We start from the raw sequence: 16,884 nt of genomic DNA on the forward strand, positions 1-16,884 counted from the left end.
GAACGCTCATGGCTCTCGACCTTTGCACGTTAGCTGTCAACGATAGGCTCACTCGGCCGGGTGAACAATCCGCAGGATTATTCTGTGGATTGATTGAGCAAGCGTTCTTCCAGCAGCGCCTGTTCCCGATTCAGCTCTGCCCGTAGTTCTTCCTCACTCGGTAGCACCGTTTTGTAGCTACTGGCGAACAGTTGCTCGTTGCCCTTCAAAATCGAATAGCGTGCGACCGACTCGTTGTTCTCCGTACACAGAATGATCCCGACTGTCGGCTTGTCGCCTTCACTGCGCTTGAGTTCGTCGTACATGCGCACGTACATGTCCATCTGCCCGACATCCCGGGCGCTGAGCTGGCCGCGTTTGAGATCAATGATCACGAAGCATTTGAGCAGGTAGTTGTAGAACACCAGATCAATGAACAGATCCGAGCCGTCGGTGCTGATGCGTTGCTGGCGCGCGACAAACGAGAAGCCTTTGCCCAGTTCAAGCAGAAAGCTTTGCAGATGATCAATAAGTGCTTGTTCGAGTTCGCTCTCCTTGACCTTGCCCGGGGATGGCAGGCCAAGAAACTCGAGAATGACGGGATCGCGAATGAACTCGCGCGGATTGCAATTCATCGCCTCGATGTTGGTGGTGGCTTCCTCAGTCACGCCTGCCTTGTCACGGCTCATCAGGAGGCGCTCGTAGTAGAAGGTGTTGATCTGACGATCCAGTGCTCGACTCGACCAGTTCAGGCTGGCGGATTCATCCATGTACCACTTTCGGGCCTTTTCGCTATCGACCCGCAGCAGTCGGCGATAGTGGGACCAACTCAATTCGGGACGCAGTGCGTTCCAAATTGGAAACAGCTGATAAAAGCTGCGCATGTAGCGCAAGTTTCGATCATCAAACCCCTTGCCGAACTGCGCTGTCAGCTCCCTCGCCAGCCTGGCCAGCAAATGTTTGCCATATCCCGCCCGCTGGGCACCTTGTTGCTCGAACTCGACAATATGTCGCCCGATCTGCCAACTGGTCTGAACTTGAATCACATCGACCGTACGCAGCACTTTCTGCCGCGCTTCGCGTATCAGTTGCCCAAGCTCGCCCAGCAGCGAATCGATTTTTGGGTCTTGCGGGTCAGCAGGTTTTAGCTGGCTCATCAGGTCTTCCACGTCAGGAGAAACGGAAAACACAGGATGCCAAAAGCCAATCGGTGGCGATGTCGGGCGGCGCTGGTAAAGCAGAGGGAAGGGGGGATGAGGTTTGCAGGAAGTTACCGGGCAAACCTGTATTTCAGGGTTTTACCTGTAGTCCGTTTCGTACAGTGGGTCCGCTCACCGGCGAGTGCCCTTACCCTTGGGCTTGACCGCCGGTTCGCTCGCCTTGCGCCAGACCCACAACCCGACCACTCCGACTAGCAGCAGCATCACGCTGCCCACGCACTGACGCCAGAACTCGAACCAGTACATCCGCGGTTGCAGGGCCAGGGTGTAAGTCAAGCGCGGCCCGCGGTTGGTGGTGGTGATCGAGCCGCTGAGCAGGCTGTCGATGTTCTGGTAAACCGACGCGCAGAAGGCGAAGGCGATCAGCACGCCGACCAGGACGAGCAGCCAGAATGACGCCCGGCTCTGCCGATACGGCGGTGGGTGGGGCAGGGGGATGCGGGTTCTTTTCTGATTCATCAGGTGCCTTCGCGAACATCCAGCTGCAGTCAGGAGACCGCAGACTCTGGCGCTTGCTCATTAAGTTTTCGCGGCACTGGCGAATATCCCCCGGCGAGGTGTGCGCACTCGGCAATCACGCCGAGGATCTGCATGACGCCCGGTGACAACGTCGTTCCCAGGCAGATGCGCAAACCTGTGGTCGGGTGTCCGTCGGCGAAGAAGATTCCGCTTCCGGCAATATGACAGCCGCGCTCGTGCGCCAGACGCGTCAGTGCGGCCATGTCGGTGTGCATGGGCAACTCGATCCAGTGGATGAATCCACCGCGTGGAGGGACGTAAACGGTTCCGACGGGAAAGTCCGTGCGCACCAGTGTTTCCACGAAACTTGAGAGCGAGGCCAATTGCGCACGAAGTCTGGCGCAGTGCTCTTCCATGTAGCCGCGCCCGATAAACTCGTTGAGCACATTTTGTGCAAGGCTTGAGACCGCCAGGTTGCGTGAAAACATCTGCGCAAGAATCGCATCCCGGTATTTGCCGGCGACACACCAGCCCACGCGGTAACCCGGTGCGACCGTTTTCGAGAATGACGAGCAATAGATCGTCTGACCGCTGGTGTCGTAGCTTTTGATGGCGCGTGGACGCTCGCCCTCAGGGACCAGGTCGAAGAAAATATCGTCCTCGATGATCGGCACATCAGCTTCGCGGGCAACCCGTGAAAGTCTTGCGCGGGTTGCCTCCGGCATGATGAAGCCGCGCGGGTTTTGCAGGGTCGGATTGAGAAAGATCACCGCGACCTTTTTCAGCTTCAGTGCTTCTTCGAGATGGTCGACGTCCATGCCCAGTTCGCCGTGGGTGCGAATCGGCAATGCGCGCATGCCCAGGCGTTCGATGGTCTGCAATATGCCGTAGTAGGTCGGTGTTTCGATGGCGACGGTAGAACCTCGCGGCGCGACGGCTTCAAGCGCCAGTTCCAGTGCGATCGTGTCGCCTGACGTCACCAGAATTTCATCGGGCCCGCACACCACGCCGCGCGTCAGCATCAGCCCGGCAATTCGTCGTCGCAATGCCGGCAAGCCGGGAGGCGCCACCAGCCCGGTCAGCGAGTTGTCAGCCTTGGCAGCCAGCACCGAAAGGCATTTGTTCAAGAGCACGTGCGGTGTGAGGTCACTGTGCAGAACGGCGGAACTCAATGACGCCGTGGTGCGCGACGCCGCCTGCGAGAGCATCGCAACCACCGCGTGATTGATGTTGACGGTGACACCGGAGAAATCAAAAGCGCTGGCGGGTTTGGCCTGGCCTGATGCCGAGACGAAATAGCCGACACGCGGGATAGTCGAAACATAGGCATCAGCTTCCAGGTCAGCCAGCGCGCGCTGAACAGTGGTGATGCTGGTTTCAAAGAGTCGCGCCAGAGTTCGGATCGACGGCAGCTTCGACTCCGCCGCCCACTCACCGCTGTCGATTTGACGGATAACCCAGTCCTTGACTATCCGCCAACGTTTGTCCGGTAAATCAAACCTGTCCATAAGTTCTCTTGTTATTTCTGGAAATACTTTAGAGAAAATAAAGTAAAACCACCCCCATTGCAGCAACTATGGCGATGTTGAGGGCAACCAGTCCGAAGGCGAACCGGATCAGATTATTCTCTTCCTTGCGGTTGGCGGCTGCGAGGCCGGTAATCAGCGAGAGAATCGATAACGATCCGAGTGCCCCATGCCCGGCGGCGCTGTTGACCATTGCCGCCAGCCAAGGCCCGTGCCCGCTTGTCAGCGCTGCAATTGACGGCATGACCAAGGTGTTGCCGCCCACGTTGGAGCCGGTGACATAGCCGGCAATCCCCGCCAGCAACGCGATCGTCGGCGCCAGGGAAATACCCGACAGCGATTGCAGGGTGCGCTGTGCTTCGACCAGAAATCCGGCGTTGACCATGACCTGCGAAAGCAGCAGGAACAGGAAAATCGTGGTCACCGGAAATTTGGCCCGGTTGAACAGCGACTTCCATGGGAAGCCTGCTGTCGCGGCTTGTCGGATCGACATCAGCAGCGTGACGATCAGCAGCGCGAGTCCGGGGGAGGCCAGTGGCTTCCACGAAACATGCTCACCCTTGATGATCCACAGGGCATCCCAACCCGACAGCACGAACAGCCCGCGCGACGCAACGATCACCCCCAGCAACGCCAGGTAAGGCCATGCTGCGCTCGGCCAGCGCACCAGTTTTTTGCGCTGCGCGAACGAGATACCCAGGCCTACGCATGCAACCGCAAGGCCTGCGAGCACACCTGAAACTTCAGGCCCGATCCACAGGTTGATGGAGAACAGCACCGCGACGAACAACGCCGTCACGACAATCAGTCCGAGCCACGGAGTGATGGTGCGGATGCCGGCCTGCCACATGGCAATGGCGGCCAGGCAGAGAAATACCGGTGCGCTGACGATTGCCGAATGGCTGCCGAGTGTTTCTGCCGGCATGTGCGCCAGCAGTGAGCCAATCACGGTGGCCAGACCCAATGTGCCCCACGGCATGATGACCATGCCGGCCAGGGCGATTTTCATCCCGGACTGACGCGTGAACAGCCCCATCAGCAAAGGCACGGTGGCGATCAGCGAGACGCCGAACCCGGTCATCGCTTCGAGCAGCGGCGCCAGGCCCAGCACGATGAAAATGACTTGCGCCGGTGGCGTCCAGCCGAGCTCCTTGACCCAGGCGCCAATGGCCTGCGGTGCGCCGCCGCGCTCCACCAGAATCACGAACGCCAGCCCCGGCACGATCACGCAAGCGGTACTGAGGAACAGAATCGTCGTGTCCTGAAAGATCGCCGTGGTGATCGCCTCGGACACCGGCCCCGCCGCTCCCAGCACCCACAGCAGGAACACCAGCGCAACGCCTGCCAGGGCCGCTTGTACCGGAGGTCTGCGCACGATCAGAATCAGCGCGATCACCAGACCGATCGGTGACATTTGCAACAAGAGAGAACTCATACACTGTTTTCCTTAACTTAATCGTGAGTCTGCCCGCAGTATTCGGTCGCCCGCATCGAAGCGCGCTCACAAAAAGTCTGATGCCATTCGCTCAGGCGTGGCTGAGCAGAAAAGTCCGAAAGCTTGCGAAAGGCGATCCAGTCGAGTGCAGTCGCCAGCGCGATGTGCCCGAGGGTAATCGGGCCATTGAGGTCGACGTGTTGCTCGATGAAGCGATAGGCCTCTTTAAGTTTGTAGGCCTGCCCGTCGGCATAGGCCGGATAGCGCAAGGCTTGCGGGCGGCGCTCGACTTCCCAGCGCAACTTGATGCCGACATCGCACATGCCTTGCGCGAGGGCTTGAAGCTGCAGCGCTGCATAGCGCTCTGGGCCTTTTGGCGGGATGAACTTCGGCGCGTCATTCAGGTTGTCGAGGTATTCGCAAATCACGATCGAATCAAACAGCGCGCTGCCGTCGTCGAGTATCAGCACCGGCACCTTGCCCAACGGGTTGGCTTTGTAGATGGTTGCGTTGGGCGATGTCGGGCTGGTCTCGTGGTGGATGACTTCCAGGCTCGAGGCGATCCCGAGTTCGTGCGCCAGCACCAGCACTTTGCGGGCGTATGGCGAATGCGTCTGGTAGTAAAGTTTCATGCCGATGTCCCTGCCTGAAGGATTGCAGTGGCCGCCCGGTGCGCGTCCATGAATAGACGCGAGGGTGCGCCCGCCGAGGTGACGTAGTGGTTGTAATAGCAAGAGCCCTCGGCGAGCGGCCCGAGTACCCAGATGTTTTCTACCGGCTCGCCCTGACTCGACTTGGGATGACACGCGGCGTCCACATCGATGCCGTCGATGCCTGCATCGTTGGTTCTGGGGCGGATCAAGCCCAGGCGGGCGAGATCGCGCACTGGCGCGCAGTCGCTGTTCGTCACGCCGCTGCCCTGGACATATCCGGCGACACGTCGGTAATGCTCGGTCGCGGGCTGGGTGCCGGGCTTGAGGAAGGTCAGCAGACCGGCGTCACACAGCGCCAGCAGATCAGCGTGGCGCTCTTTTTGAGGCCCGGCGACGAGCCGGTTGATTGCCTTGTGCCAGCGGCCGTAGAACTGACGGTGCGAGGCGTCGGTCAGTCCGTCAAAGTCGACGGCTTCACGTAGACGGTCGCGCAGATCGCGCCACACTTCGATGGCCGCTTTGATTGCCGATTGCGCTCGCCCAAGCCGCGCCTCGTGCAGATCGGCCTCGATGGTTTCGTAGATCCACGAATGGTAATTGTGGGCGGTGACAGTCTCGGGCAGCGCATGGCAGATCAGCGCCAGCGGATTTATCGCGCCACATGTCTGTTCGTATTCGCGCAGCGAAGCCTCGCAAGCAACGACGCCGGCCTGGCCTGCAGCGGCGACACTTCTGAGCCGGTTCAACACTTCCTGGTATTGCTGCGGCTCTGATTGAGCGTGCATCACGGCAACCGCCGCCGCGCGCATCTCAAGGACCATGATCGGCAGAATGTCGCTCTCGAAATCCAGCTGCCGATTCTGCGCATTCTCGCGCAAGGCCTGGATGCGCGAACTTGTCAGGAGCACGGCTTGATGCCGTGGACATTCAGTCAGCCCGTTGGGGCGGGTGCGAAATGGCAGGCCGTCACGCGACTGAATGAGGATCACCGGCTCATGGCCCGAAGGATGGTAAACGTGGCTGGCGTCGGCCATACGCTTGTAGTGACCGCCTCTGCCAGAGGTCAGCGCGGCCAGCGTATCCATGGCGCCCAGCCCAAGTCCTTCGATCAGAATGGTTTCGCCTGGCTCGATGGCGACGAGGCTGCCGGGCAGCGGATAGACGTCGTCGATGCGAGCCTCATCGGACGGCCGCACGCGCCCGGTATGGCCGACAGTCAGGATCAGCCGATCCACGCTCACCTCAGCACCCGATGCCACTTTCAGCAGATATTGCTGCCTTTCACCGGCTTCGATAGCCGTGACGGCCTGATGGTGCAGGCGCACGCTGACCCAGGCCGGTGCCGTCGCCAGGATTTGTGAAAATGCATCGGCCAGGTAAGCACCGAGCAAGTGTCTAGGCAGGAAGTCCTGCGGCTCGACATCACGCCCGTCGAGCGCAAGCAGCCCGCTATCCGGATCGACCTTGATGCGCTGGTCGTGGCACCACGCGAGAAAATCCGGGCCCGGTCTTTCGCGTGCATCCGGCAGATTTCCCAGCGCCGGGGTATCTGGAAAAACCCCGAGTTGCCCGGCGACTGTATTGAGCAACAGGTAGTCGGGTTGATCCGGCCAATGCGCGCCGCTGCCGAGCACATTGGGATCAAAAATGTCGATGACGACGGGTTGCTCGGGCCGTTGCTCGCTGAGGCTCAGCAGGCGTTCGAAGATCGACAGCCCGCGAGATCCGCAGCCCACCAGGCCGATGTGCAGGGCAGCCTTCACCATCTGCGCTCCTCCCCGAAGAACGATTGGATTTCCACTGCCGAGCCGTCCTTGACCGCGATGTCGTGAATCATCCGGCCAAGCGCCAGATCGAGGATGCCCATGCCGAATGGCGAGTAGATCAACGGTTTGTCCGTGGCGATACGCACATCACCGCGAATCAATTGAGCCACGGTGCCGGTGACGAAATCGCGATGACCGAACTTCTGCTCGGCCAGATGCGGCGAGGTATTGGCTTTCAGGCAGTGAGTCACGTCATCGAAGTAGTTGTAACTTTGTTCGATGATGTCCGCGCCGATGTCGCGCAGTGAGATGTTCAGAACGATTTGCCCGGCGTGGAAGGTCCCGCGCTGGTTGACGTAGGGCGTGCCTGCACTGGTCGCAAACACCACGATGTCGGCGCACAGCGCATCATCGAGGGACACTGTCTGCACATCCGGCAGCCCGAGCTGTTCACCGAATGCCGCCAGCGCCTGAGCTGACTCGGCGTTGAGGTCATGAATGCCGACACTGTCGAACGACCAATCGTCGGCGATGAATGTCTGCAGGATATTCCGGGAAATCACCCCGCCGCCGATGATCGACAACGTCTGTGCGCTTTTCTTTTGGCCATTCAGCCACCAGGCACCGAGCACTGCAGACGCCGCCGTTCTGACAGCACTTATCAGCGCGCCTTCGAGCAGCGCATAGGGATAACCGGTGTGCGGATCGTTGAGGATCAGGACTGCGGAAGCACGCGGAATGCCCGCCTTGATATTGTCGGGGTAACTGGCAATCCACTTGATCCCGGACACCGATTGATCGCCCTCGCTGTCGACGATTGCCGCCGGCAGCGCAATGATGCGGTTCGCCGGCTCTTCGGGGAAACGCAGAAAGTAACTGTCCGGGTTAACGGTTTCGCCGCGTTCATGGGTCAAGTAAGTCTGGGCAACGATCTCGATGGCTTTTTGATGAAGTCCGCCGAGAATGTGTTTGATGGCTGCGCCTGGAATCACATGGAACGGTTGAATCAAAGTCTGATTGGTCATTGCGGATTACGCCGAAAGTAACAGAGCGATTTCAGGGAAGAGTGGTTGCAGCGCCGTTGCGCCGATGCGCTGGGTGACCCAGTCGTCGGAGTAGATGGTTTCGAGGTAGCGCTCACCCATGTCGGGTGAAATCGCCACAACCACATCGTCAGGACGGATGTGCGGCGCCCATTGCTGGATGCCCGCGAGGACCGTGCCGGTGGAGCCGCCGAAGAGCAGCCCATAGCGTTGCGCCAGCCAGCGGCAGACTTTGATCGTCTGTTCTTCGGGTATGGACAAGAAGTCGTGAATGCCGGAAGGCTCGAATATTTCCGGGCGGCGGCTGGTGCCCAGTCCCGGAATGTGGCGCGGCCCGCCCGGCAAGCCGAACGTGACCGAGCCAACGGTATCGACGGCAATGACTTTGGTGTGTGGATGATGTTCGGCGAAGTAGTTCTTGCAGCCCATCAGCGTGCCGGTCGTACCGGCGCCGACGAACAGGTAATCCACATGCGCAAACTTGTGGGCAATCGATCTGGCCGTGGCTTGATAGTGCGCCAGGGGATTGACCGGGTTCTTGTATTGATTGAGCCAGATGTAGTCGGAGTTGTCGGCGACCAGTTGCTCGATCAAACGAATCCGCGAATTGAGATAGCCCCCGTTTTCGTCGCGCTGCTCGACCATGAGCATCTCGGCGCCGAGGGCGTGCATCAACTTTTTGTTCGGAGCAGAGATGTTCGGATCGATCACGCAGACAAACTTGTAGCCCTTGGCCGCACAGACCATGGCCAGTGCGACCCCCAGATTGCCTGACGAAGATTCGATCAAGCGGGTTCTCTGGGTAATCAAACCCTGGCTTTCCAGGTCTGTGATGATCGCGTGTGCGGTTTTGAGCTTGATGGATCCGGCAGGATTCAATCCTTCGATTTTCAACTGGATCTTGGCACTGCAAAGATCCCCTATCTGCACATAGCTATCTTCATTGATGAGCTGTTTGATCATACGTCGTCCCTTTCGTCGCTTTTATGCCGGGCGCAATGGCTCGCCAGCATCAGTCCTGGAGTGTTGAAAAACAGTGTTCACGGTTCGCTGTTCAGATTGTTTTCAGATTTTTTAGCTGGACGGGAAGTGACCTTTCGGTGGACGCCGATCTATTCAAAAAATCAGGTATCGCGCTCTGCCTGGTTGAAGCGTGCAGAGTATTTTTGCGGCACAAAGTAGAGCCCATCCCGGGCTCGCCAAGGCTGATCAAATACTGGCGATTTTTCCTACACGGCGAGAGATACAGATTTCCGCTATTTTCCAGTACACCTGACGGGGAAGTGCATTGCAGACGGTTGGCGGGGATGAGGGGGAGGGTGTTGCGCAGGGGGGGATCAAATCGCAGACATAAAAAAACCCTGAATCTTGCGATTCAGGGTTTTCGGTATTTGGTGCCCAGAGACGGAATCGAACCGCCGACACGGGGATTTTCAATCCCCTGCTCTACCGACTGAGCTATCTGGGCAACGGGGCGCATTAAAAGGGTTTTTCGGATTTACGTCAAACACTTTTTTAAAATTTCTTAAATTAATTCCGTCGCTTACGATCCGACCCCCGATTTTCGGGGGTTACTCCGCTGGCGGCACGTAGCCTTCGGCTTGAGCGTATTCCTCGCCGGAGAAGTACTTGTCCATTTCGCCCTGGAGAAATTTGCGGTCTTCGGCGTTCATCATGTTCAAACGCTTTTCGTTGATCAGCAGGGTCTGGTGTTTCTGCCAGTCAGCCCAGGCCTTGGCCGAGACGTGTTCGAAAACATCCTGACCCTTGGCGCCCGGGTATGGAGGGCGCTCCAGGCCTGGCAGCTCTTCTTTGTACTTGCGGCACATTACGGTGCGGGTCATGACGATACTCCTGCATTCAAAACGGTGGCCGCGCGTTCGAGCAAAGTTTTGACCGGGGCAGCAAGGCCCAGGCGCGGCGGGGTGGCGAGGTTATACCAGAGCCAGTCGGCCTCGGCCACGTGATCGCCGGCCTCCTGTACCTGAACCAGCCAGGGTTCGATCGACAGCTGGAAATGGCTGAAGGTGTGCACCAGCGTCGGCAGCGCCTGCTGTTCGCGCACTTGCAACGAGTGCTGCACCGCCAGATGCTGCAGGTCGTCGAGGTCATCGAGTTCCGGCAGGCTCCACAATCCGCCCCAAAGTCCGGTAGATGGCCGGCGATAAAGCAGAATCGCGCCGTCCGGGTTGGCCAGCATCGGCATCAGCGTGCGTTTCTGCGGGATGGCTTTGCGCGGTTTGGGAATCGGGTAGCGCGTCTCCAGGCCAAGCATGTGCGCTTCGCAGCCCTTTTCCAGCGGACACAGCAGGCAGCTCGGCTTGCTGCGCGTGCACAGCGTCGCGCCGAGATCCATCATCGCCTGGGTGTAGGCGTTGACCCGATCCTGCGGCGTAAAGCGCTCTGCGGTGGCCCACAGCTGCTTGGCGACCTTCGGCTCGCCGGGGTAGCCCTCTTGCGCGGTAAAGCGCGCCAGCACGCGTTTGACGTTGCCGTCGAGGATCGGCGCGCGCAGGCCCATGCTGATGCTGGCAATCGCGCCAGCGGTGGACAGGCCGATGCCCGGCAGCTCGGTGAGCTTTTCGACATCGCGCGGAAACTCGCCGCTGTACTGGCTGACGACAATCTTCGCGGTCTTCTGCAAGTTGCGCGCGCGGGTGTAGTAACCGAGGCCCGTCCACAGGTGCAGCACTTCGTCTTCCGGCGCTTCGGCCAGCGCTTCGACCGTCGGCAGCGAGGCCATGAAGCGGTCGAAGTAATTCAGCACGGTGCTGACCTGAGTCTGCTGCAACATGATTTCCGAGACCCACACCCGATACGGGTTGATGCCTTGCTGCCATGGCAAATCGTGGCGGCCGTGGCGGTCGAACCATTCCAGCACCGCCGTTGAAAACTGCTCCGCTCTCATCGCTTGAACAGCCCCTTCAATGCATTTTTCAGCTCGGGGCTGACCTTGTCGCCGAGTTTCTCGTCGATTTTCTCGCTGAGCTTGTCGCCAGCCAGTCTGGCCGCGACCTGGCCCATGCGTTCGTTGTCCAGACGGCAGGCCTTGGCACCCAGTTCCAGTGGGCCACGGCAGCGCAACGGCCACTCGATGCCAACGTACTTCTCGCCGACCTGGCAGGCCGGATCCGGCATGTCGCTCTTGTCGCCTTCGACGACGATGCCGACCCGGTAATCCATGCCCAGCACGCGCAGGTCGATGTCGCCGTCACCATTGACGGTCATGCCCGGGATGCGCACTTTCAGATCCGGATTGCTCGCTACGCCGTTGCGGAACGTCAGGTTGCCCTTGAGCTCCTGGAACGGCGTGTCCTTGCCGCGCGGCTCGCCGCTGAGGGTTTTGCGATTCAGCGTGGCGATGCCTTTGCACAGTTGTTGCTCAAGATTGGCGTTGAGCAACACGCCGTTGTTGATCACGAAACTGGCGTTGCCGTTGAGGGTCTCGATCAGCGCCTGCTGGCTGTTGCCGCTACCGGTGAAGCTGCTGGTGAGATTGACCAGACCTTTGACCGGTGGATTCTTGCCCTGGCTTTCGAGGATTTTTTCTACCGGCACCCGGTTGATCCGCGTTTGCAGATTGAGGATCGGCGCCGCCTGGCGCACGTCCAGCGTGCCCTTGGACTCGAAGTCGCCGTTGTACAACTCGCCGCGCAGGTTCTCCAGGGTCAGCAAGCCGCCCTGGCCGTTGGCCTTGAGCACGGCGTTCTGAATCGGCAGTTTGTCGAGGGTCAACTGGCCGAAGCTCAGGTCGGCATTCACGTCGAGTTTGCTCAGACGCTCGACCGGCAACAGGCGTTCGGTGCTCCAGGCGCTTTTGCTCGGTTTGTCCGGCAGTGGCGTGCTGCCGGCTCCGGCCAGCGCGTCGGCTTCGGTGCTGGCGACTTCGGCCTGACGCACTTGCGTGGCGCTATTGGCCTGAGCGGATTTCGGCGGCAGGTAGCGGTCGACGTTGAAAGTGTCAGCCTTGAGAATCGCGCGCAGCGATTGCTTGGCGAAGTCTTCGACGGCGATGCGCCCGCTGAAGCTGCTGTCGTCGAGTTTCAGGTTGATGTTGTCGAACGCCACGCTGGTCGGCGTGGCCGCGACGCGGCTGACCAGCTCGACTTTGCTCAGGCTGCCTTCGGCCATGGCCGGCAGTTTCTGGCCGATGCTGTCGACGAATTTTGCCAGATCGAACTGGGCGATGGAGATGCCGCCACTGATCTGCGGTGTCTTGTCGAGGTCGTTGGCTTTCAGTTCGCCCAAGGCGCGCAGCTGATTAACGGATAGCTTGATGCCGGTCCATTCGGCGACGTTCGCGGCTTTATCCAGCAGCATCTGGCCCTGCGCGGCAAAGGTCACGGTTTTACCTTGCAGCGGATCACCGGCAACTTCGCCGCTGAGTTTCAGGTCTTCCAGCTTGTAGCGTTGCAGGGCGCGCTCGAAGCGCAGCTCGCCAGTGAGTTCGGTGCGTACGCGCAGCACTGGTTGATTGGTGCCGAGGAACGCCGTGGCTTTGATCGGGATGTTGGTCGAATCGTGAACCGGGCCGGTGCTGAGCTGGATGCTTTCGGCGCTGAACTGCTTGCCGGTCAACTCGTCGCTGTATTCAACGCGGGCGTTGTTGACGGTCAGGCTGTCGATGTCGAGCCGGATCGGTTGCGCCGGTTTTTCCACCGCTACAGTGGGCTCACTCGCGGGTTCGCCGGGAGTGGCCGGCGGCGTTGCTCCGGGTTTCACCGGCACCTTGCCGATGTCTTCCCAGTTGCCGTGGCCGGTCTTGTCACGGTTGAGACGCAGATTCAGGCCTTCAACGCGCACATCGCTCATCTGCACTTCGCGGCGCAACAGCGGCAGCACGCGCACTGACAGGCCGAGCATCTGCAGATCGGCAAATGGTTCGGTGGGCTTGGCCAGGGTCGCGACGCTGGCCTCGTGCAGTTCCAGGCCGAGCCACGGGAACAGGCTCCAGCCGATATCGCCATTGAGCGTCAGCTCGATGTGGGCCTTGTCGCGGGCTATCTGGCGGATCTCGTCTTTGTAGTCGTTGGGATCGAAGAGGTGGGTCAGGGCAAAGCCCAGCGCCACAATGATCAGCAACAGCCCGAGAAGTACCAGACCCAGGATTTTGCCGAACGCTTTCATGGGCGAGTCCTTGTAAGTAGTCGAATTCATAATTTAGCCGGGGAGTATAGCGCTGCATCTGCCCGGGCTGCTGAGGCGTCCTGTCACAACCTGCCGAGCCGCGGCACGCAGCGCTTCGACAGCGCATGCCTTGGTGGTTCCCCGCAGGCAGGAGATCAGTTGACTCAAAAAAGGTGATATCAGTTTGGTTTTTCTGTCACGTACAGATGGTAACCTGCGCCGGTTCGTCTGCCCTTCTGCGACTTTTGGTCGCGCCTCAAGGAGCTTCACCCACTAACACGGTCATGCCTGCGTGCATAAAGACCGGGGGTGAGCAGTGGCTGGCGAACCATACTAATAATTGGGGGATACACAATGAGCACGAGCATCACGGCGGACGGCCTCAAAGCCGATCAGCCAGGCTTCCTGTCCAAGGAACGCATCATCGCCAAGCCCGGTTTCAACCGCTGGCTGGTACCACCGGCCGCTCTGGCCATCCACTTGTGCATCGGCATGGCCTACGGCTTCTCGGTGTTCTGGTTGCCGTTGTCCAAGGCGCTAGGCGTCACCGCTCCGCAGGCTTGCGCGCCGGACATGAGCTTCATCGCACAAGTGTTTTCGTCGCAATGCGACTGGCCGATCTCCATGCTCGGCTGGATCTACACGCTGTTCTTCATCTTCCTCGGCTGCTCGGCAGCGATCTGGGGTGGCTGGCTTGAACACGCCGGGCCGCGCAAGGCCGGTGTGGTATCGGCATTGTGCTGGTGCGGCGGTCTGCTGATTTCGGCACTGGGGATTTATACCCACCAGATCTGGCTGATGTGGATCGGCTCGGGCGTGATCGGCGGTATCGGTCTCGGTCTGGGTTATATCTCGCCGGTTTCGACCCTGATCAAGTGGTTCCCGGACAAGCGCGGCATGGCCACTGGCATGGCGATCATGGGCTTCGGTGGTGGCGCGATGGTTGGCGCTCCACTGGCGACCGCACTGATGAGCCATTTCGCTTCGCCGACCGGCGTTGGCGTGTGGCAGAGCTTCGTGGCGATGGCTGCGATCTACTTTGTGTTCATGATCGGTGGTGCTTTGGCCTACCGCGTTCCGCCGACTGGCTGGAAGCCTGAAGGCTGGACTGCTCCGGCGAAAAAAGCGGCGAATGCGATGATCACCAACCGCCATGTGCACGTGAATGTGGCGTGGAAAACCCCGCAATTCCGTCTGGTGTGGCTGGTGCTGTGCCTGAACGTGTCGGCCGGTATCGGCATCCTCGGCATGGCTTCGCCACTGTTGCAGGAAGTGTTTGGCGGCAAATTGATCGGTGTTGATCTGCCGTTCGGCCAACTGGACGCCGGGCAACTGGCTTCGATCGCGGCGATTGCTGCCGGTTTCACCGGTCTGCTGAGCCTGTTCAACATCGGTGGCCGGTTCTTCTGGGCATCGTTCTCGGACTACCTGGGCCGGAAAAACACTTACTTTGTGTTCTTCGCGCTGGGCTTTGCGCTGTACGCGTTGATTCCGAACCTCGGTCATCTGGGCAACGTTGCGCTGTTCGTGGCGGCGTTCTGCATCATTCTGTCGATGTACGGCGGTGGTTTCGCGACGGTTCCGGCGTATCTGGCGGACCTGTTCGGTACGCAAATGGTCGGCGCGATTCATGGTCGACTGCTGACCGCGTGGGCTGCGGCCGGTGTGCTCGGTCCAGTGCTGGTCAACTATCTGCGTGAGTATCAGTTGAGCATCGGCGTTGAACGCGCTGCCGCTTACGACATCACTTTGTACATCCTCGCCGGCCTGCTGGTGTTGGGCTTCCTGTGCAACCTGCTGGTACGTCCGGTGGCCGACAAGTACTTCATGACCGACGCCGAACTGGCTGCCGAACAGGCGCTGGGCCACGACAAGGGGGCTGACAGCAGCACCGTACTGGAGTGGAAAGCCGCGCCGGGCAGCAAGCCATTGGCGATTGCTGCGTGGCTGGTGGTGGGTATTCCGTTGGCGTGGGGTGTGTGGGTGACCCTGCAGAAGACCGCGGTTCTGTTCCACTAAGCGGCGACGAAAGCCGGCATTCGCAATGAATGCTGGCTTGTACGGACATGTACATCGCTGGCGGCAGGGAATTCACTCCGTCAGCGATATCACCTCTCGTGTTTCTGTTTCGGCCCCGCGCCCCTATAATGGCTGCCTTTTTCGCCCAATGATTTGCGGAGCTGGTGATGGCCGAACGTATGGCGTCTGTCGAGCGCGACACTCTGGAAACCCAGATCAAAGCCTCGATCAACCTTGATGGCACCGGAAAGGCCCGATTCGATATCGGTGTTCCTTTTCTCGAGCACATGCTGGACCAGATCGCCCGTCACGGGCTGATCGACCTGGATATTGTCAGCAAGGGCGACCTGCATATCGACGACCACCACACTGTGGAAGACGTCGGTATCACTCTCGGCCAGGCTTTCGCCAAAGCCATCGGCGACAAGAAAGGTATCCGTCGCTACGGCCACGCCTACGTACCGCTCGATGAAGCGCTGTCGCGTGTGGTGATCGACTTCTCCGGTCGTCCGGGCCTGCAGATGCACGTGCCTTATACCCGCGCCACTGTCGGCGGCTTCGACGTTGACCTGTTCCAGGAATTCTTCCAGGGCTTCGTCAACCACGCGTTGGTCAGCCTGCACATCGACAACCTGCGTGGCACCAACACTCATCACCAGATCGAAACCGTGTTCAAGGCGTTCGGCCGCGCGCTGCGCATGGCCGTCGAACTGGACGACCGCATGGCCGGCCAGATGCCCTCGACCAAGGGCGTTCTGTAATGCAGACGGTCGCGGTTATCGATTACGGCATGGGTAACCTGCACTCGGTGGCCAAGGCCCTCGAGCACGTCGGTGCCGGCAAGGTCTTGATCACCAGCGATGCGAATGTGATTCGTGAAGCCGACCGGGTGGTGTTTCCCGGCGTTGGCGCGATTCGCGATTGCATGGCGGAAATCCGTCGCCTGGGCTTCGATTCGCTGGTGCGTGAAGTCAGCCAGGATCGTCCGTTCCTCGGCATCTGCGTCGGCATGCAAGCCTTGCTCGACAGCAGTGAAGAGAACGACGGCGTCGACTGCATCGGCCTGTTTCCGGGCGCAGTGAAGTTCTTTGGCAAAGACCTGCACGAAGATGGCGAACACCTGAAAGTCCCGCACATGGGCTGGAACGAAGTGCGGCAGACGGTGAGTCACCCGCTGTGGCACAACATTCCGGATCTGGCGCGCTTCTACTTCGTACACAGCTACTACATCGCCGCCGGCAACGCGCGGCAGGTGGTGGGTGGCGGTCATTACGGCGTCGATTTCGCTGCGGCGCTGGCCGAAGGTTCGCGTTTCGCCGTGCAGTTTCACCCGGAGAAGAGCCATACCCATGGCCTGCAATTGCTGCAGAACTTCGCCGCGTGGGACGGTCGCTGGTAAATGGCCGTCAAGAAGAAGCCGCCGATCCTGACCCTCACTCCCGAACAGGAGAACGAGGCCAATCACAAGATCAAACGCTTCATGGAGGATCGCTTCGAACTGAACCTGGGTTCGTTCGAAGCGGCCGAAATTCTTGAGCTGTTTACCCGCGAAATTGCGCCGCACTATTACAACAGGGCGATTTTCGATGTGCAGACCCACCTCAAGGAGCGGTTTGAAAGCATCGAAAGCGACCTGTGGGCGCTCGAGAAAAACTGA

Annotated in this window: 15 protein-coding genes and 1 tRNA gene; 4 read left to right on the forward strand and 12 right to left on the reverse strand. The window is 59.8% G+C overall.

Annotated elements, in window-relative coordinates; all coding sequences use genetic code 11:
- Window positions 1-77: 77 nt before the first annotated feature.
- The 12 genes from ACP7EE_RS01185 to ACP7EE_RS01240 all read right to left on the reverse strand — a co-directional run bounded on the left by ACP7EE_RS01185 (window position 78) and on the right by ACP7EE_RS01240 (window position 13,208).
- Complete coding sequence (locus tag ACP7EE_RS01185) at window positions 78-1,136, reverse strand: PDDEXK nuclease domain-containing protein (RefSeq protein ID WP_426232961.1); 1,059 nt, start codon at window positions 1,134-1,136, stop codon at window positions 78-80.
- Between the two features lie 174 nt (window positions 1,137-1,310).
- Window positions 1,311-1,658: a hypothetical protein gene (locus tag ACP7EE_RS01190; RefSeq protein ID WP_426232963.1), complete on the reverse strand. Its 348-nt coding sequence runs from the start codon at window positions 1,656-1,658 to the stop codon at window positions 1,311-1,313.
- Between the two features lie 29 nt (window positions 1,659-1,687).
- A complete protein-coding gene (locus tag ACP7EE_RS01195; protein ID WP_426232965.1) occupies window positions 1,688-3,166 on the reverse strand; it encodes a PLP-dependent aminotransferase family protein in 1,479 nt (492 codons plus the stop codon).
- Between the two features lie 28 nt (window positions 3,167-3,194).
- Window positions 3,195-4,619 carry a transporter gene (locus ACP7EE_RS01200; protein ID WP_420646819.1) on the reverse strand — a complete coding sequence of 475 codons (1,425 nt, stop codon included), beginning with the start codon at window positions 4,617-4,619 and terminating at the stop codon, window positions 3,195-3,197.
- Window positions 4,620-4,636: 17 nt separating this feature from the next.
- Window positions 4,637-5,251 carry a glutathione S-transferase gene (locus ACP7EE_RS01205; protein WP_426232967.1) on the reverse strand — a complete coding sequence of 205 codons (615 nt, stop codon included), beginning with the start codon at window positions 5,249-5,251 and terminating at the stop codon, window positions 4,637-4,639.
- Window positions 5,248-7,038, reverse strand: a complete 1,791-nt coding sequence (locus ACP7EE_RS01210; RefSeq protein ID WP_426232969.1) for an FAD/NAD(P)-binding protein — start codon at window positions 7,036-7,038, stop codon at window positions 5,248-5,250. Before ACP7EE_RS01210 ends, ACP7EE_RS01205 begins: the two co-directional genes overlap by 4 nt.
- Entirely contained in the window at window positions 7,032-8,063 is a 1,032-nt protein-coding gene (gene sbnB / locus ACP7EE_RS01215) for a 2,3-diaminopropionate biosynthesis protein SbnB (RefSeq protein ID WP_426232971.1), read from the reverse strand. The genes ACP7EE_RS01210 and sbnB overlap by 7 nt, the downstream gene beginning before the upstream one ends.
- Window positions 8,064-8,069: 6 nt before the next feature.
- Window positions 8,070-9,044: a 2,3-diaminopropionate biosynthesis protein SbnA gene (gene sbnA, locus ACP7EE_RS01220; protein WP_426201898.1), complete on the reverse strand. Its 975-nt coding sequence runs from the start codon at window positions 9,042-9,044 to the stop codon at window positions 8,070-8,072.
- A gap of 429 nt (window positions 9,045-9,473) precedes the next feature.
- Window positions 9,474-9,549: transfer RNA gene (locus ACP7EE_RS01225), tRNA-Phe, on the reverse strand.
- A gap of 103 nt (window positions 9,550-9,652) precedes the next feature.
- Window positions 9,653-9,925 (reverse strand): oxidative damage protection protein, encoded by a 273-nt coding sequence (locus ACP7EE_RS01230; RefSeq protein ID WP_420646824.1) that lies wholly within the window; start codon window positions 9,923-9,925, stop codon window positions 9,653-9,655.
- The gene (gene mutY / locus ACP7EE_RS01235) at window positions 9,922-10,989 is read right to left on the reverse strand and encodes an A/G-specific adenine glycosylase (protein ID WP_426232973.1); all 1,068 of its coding nucleotides are present in this window, start codon (window positions 10,987-10,989) and stop codon (window positions 9,922-9,924) included. The genes ACP7EE_RS01230 and mutY overlap by 4 nt, the downstream gene beginning before the upstream one ends.
- A complete protein-coding gene (locus ACP7EE_RS01240) occupies window positions 10,986-13,208 on the reverse strand; it encodes an AsmA family protein (RefSeq protein ID WP_426232975.1) in 2,223 nt (740 codons plus the stop codon). Before ACP7EE_RS01240 ends, mutY begins: the two co-directional genes overlap by 4 nt.
- Window positions 13,209-13,562: 354 nt before the next feature.
- On the opposite strand from ACP7EE_RS01240, the gene ACP7EE_RS01245 reads away from it, so the two are divergent.
- From ACP7EE_RS01245 to ACP7EE_RS01260, 4 genes are all read left to right on the forward strand, one after another.
- On the forward strand, window positions 13,563-15,227 hold the full coding sequence (locus tag ACP7EE_RS01245) for an OFA family MFS transporter (RefSeq protein WP_426232977.1): 1,665 nt from the start codon (window positions 13,563-13,565) through the stop codon (window positions 15,225-15,227).
- Between the two features lie 167 nt (window positions 15,228-15,394).
- Window positions 15,395-15,988: an imidazoleglycerol-phosphate dehydratase HisB gene (gene hisB / locus ACP7EE_RS01250; protein WP_007897437.1), complete on the forward strand. Its 594-nt coding sequence runs from the start codon at window positions 15,395-15,397 to the stop codon at window positions 15,986-15,988.
- On the forward strand, window positions 15,988-16,626 hold the full coding sequence (gene hisH, locus ACP7EE_RS01255) for an imidazole glycerol phosphate synthase subunit HisH (protein WP_420646828.1): 639 nt from the start codon (window positions 15,988-15,990) through the stop codon (window positions 16,624-16,626). Before hisB ends, hisH begins: the two co-directional genes overlap by 1 nt.
- Window positions 16,627-16,884, forward strand: a complete 258-nt coding sequence (locus tag ACP7EE_RS01260; protein WP_426232979.1) for a DUF2164 domain-containing protein — start codon at window positions 16,627-16,629, stop codon at window positions 16,882-16,884.

The sequence above is a fragment of the Pseudomonas sp. TWP3-2 genome (assembly GCF_049897765.1).
GTDB lineage: Bacteria > Pseudomonadota > Gammaproteobacteria > Pseudomonadales > Pseudomonadaceae > Aquipseudomonas.

Bases quoted from the DNA above. Each gene is read 5' to 3' on its own strand.
- ACP7EE_RS01185 (WP_426232961.1), bottom strand. From the start codon at position 1,136: ATGAGCCAGCTAAAACCTGCTGACCCGCAAGACCCAAAAATCGATTCG.
- ACP7EE_RS01190 (WP_426232963.1), bottom strand. From the start codon at position 1,658: ATGAATCAGAAAAGAACCCGCATCCCCCTGCCCCACCCACCGCCGTAT.
- ACP7EE_RS01195 (WP_426232965.1), bottom strand. From the start codon at position 3,166: ATGGACAGGTTTGATTTACCGGACAAACGTTGGCGGATAGTCAAGGAC.
- ACP7EE_RS01200 (WP_420646819.1), bottom strand. From the start codon at position 4,619: ATGAGTTCTCTCTTGTTGCAAATGTCACCGATCGGTCTGGTGATCGCG.
- ACP7EE_RS01205 (WP_426232967.1), bottom strand. From the start codon at position 5,251: ATGAAACTTTACTACCAGACGCATTCGCCATACGCCCGCAAAGTGCTG.
- ACP7EE_RS01210 (WP_426232969.1), bottom strand. From the start codon at position 7,038: ATGGTGAAGGCTGCCCTGCACATCGGCCTGGTGGGCTGCGGATCTCGC.
- sbnB (WP_426232971.1), bottom strand. From the start codon at position 8,063: ATGACCAATCAGACTTTGATTCAACCGTTCCATGTGATTCCAGGCGCA.
- sbnA (WP_426201898.1), bottom strand. From the start codon at position 9,044: ATGATCAAACAGCTCATCAATGAAGATAGCTATGTGCAGATAGGGGAT.
- ACP7EE_RS01230 (WP_420646824.1), bottom strand. From the start codon at position 9,925: ATGACCCGCACCGTAATGTGCCGCAAGTACAAAGAAGAGCTGCCAGGC.
- mutY (WP_426232973.1), bottom strand. From the start codon at position 10,989: ATGAGAGCGGAGCAGTTTTCAACGGCGGTGCTGGAATGGTTCGACCGC.
- ACP7EE_RS01240 (WP_426232975.1), bottom strand. From the start codon at position 13,208: ATGAAAGCGTTCGGCAAAATCCTGGGTCTGGTACTTCTCGGGCTGTTG.
- ACP7EE_RS01245 (WP_426232977.1), top strand. From the start codon at position 13,563: ATGAGCACGAGCATCACGGCGGACGGCCTCAAAGCCGATCAGCCAGGC.
- hisB (WP_007897437.1), top strand. From the start codon at position 15,395: ATGGCCGAACGTATGGCGTCTGTCGAGCGCGACACTCTGGAAACCCAG.
- hisH (WP_420646828.1), top strand. From the start codon at position 15,988: ATGCAGACGGTCGCGGTTATCGATTACGGCATGGGTAACCTGCACTCG.
- ACP7EE_RS01260 (WP_426232979.1), top strand. From the start codon at position 16,627: ATGGCCGTCAAGAAGAAGCCGCCGATCCTGACCCTCACTCCCGAACAG.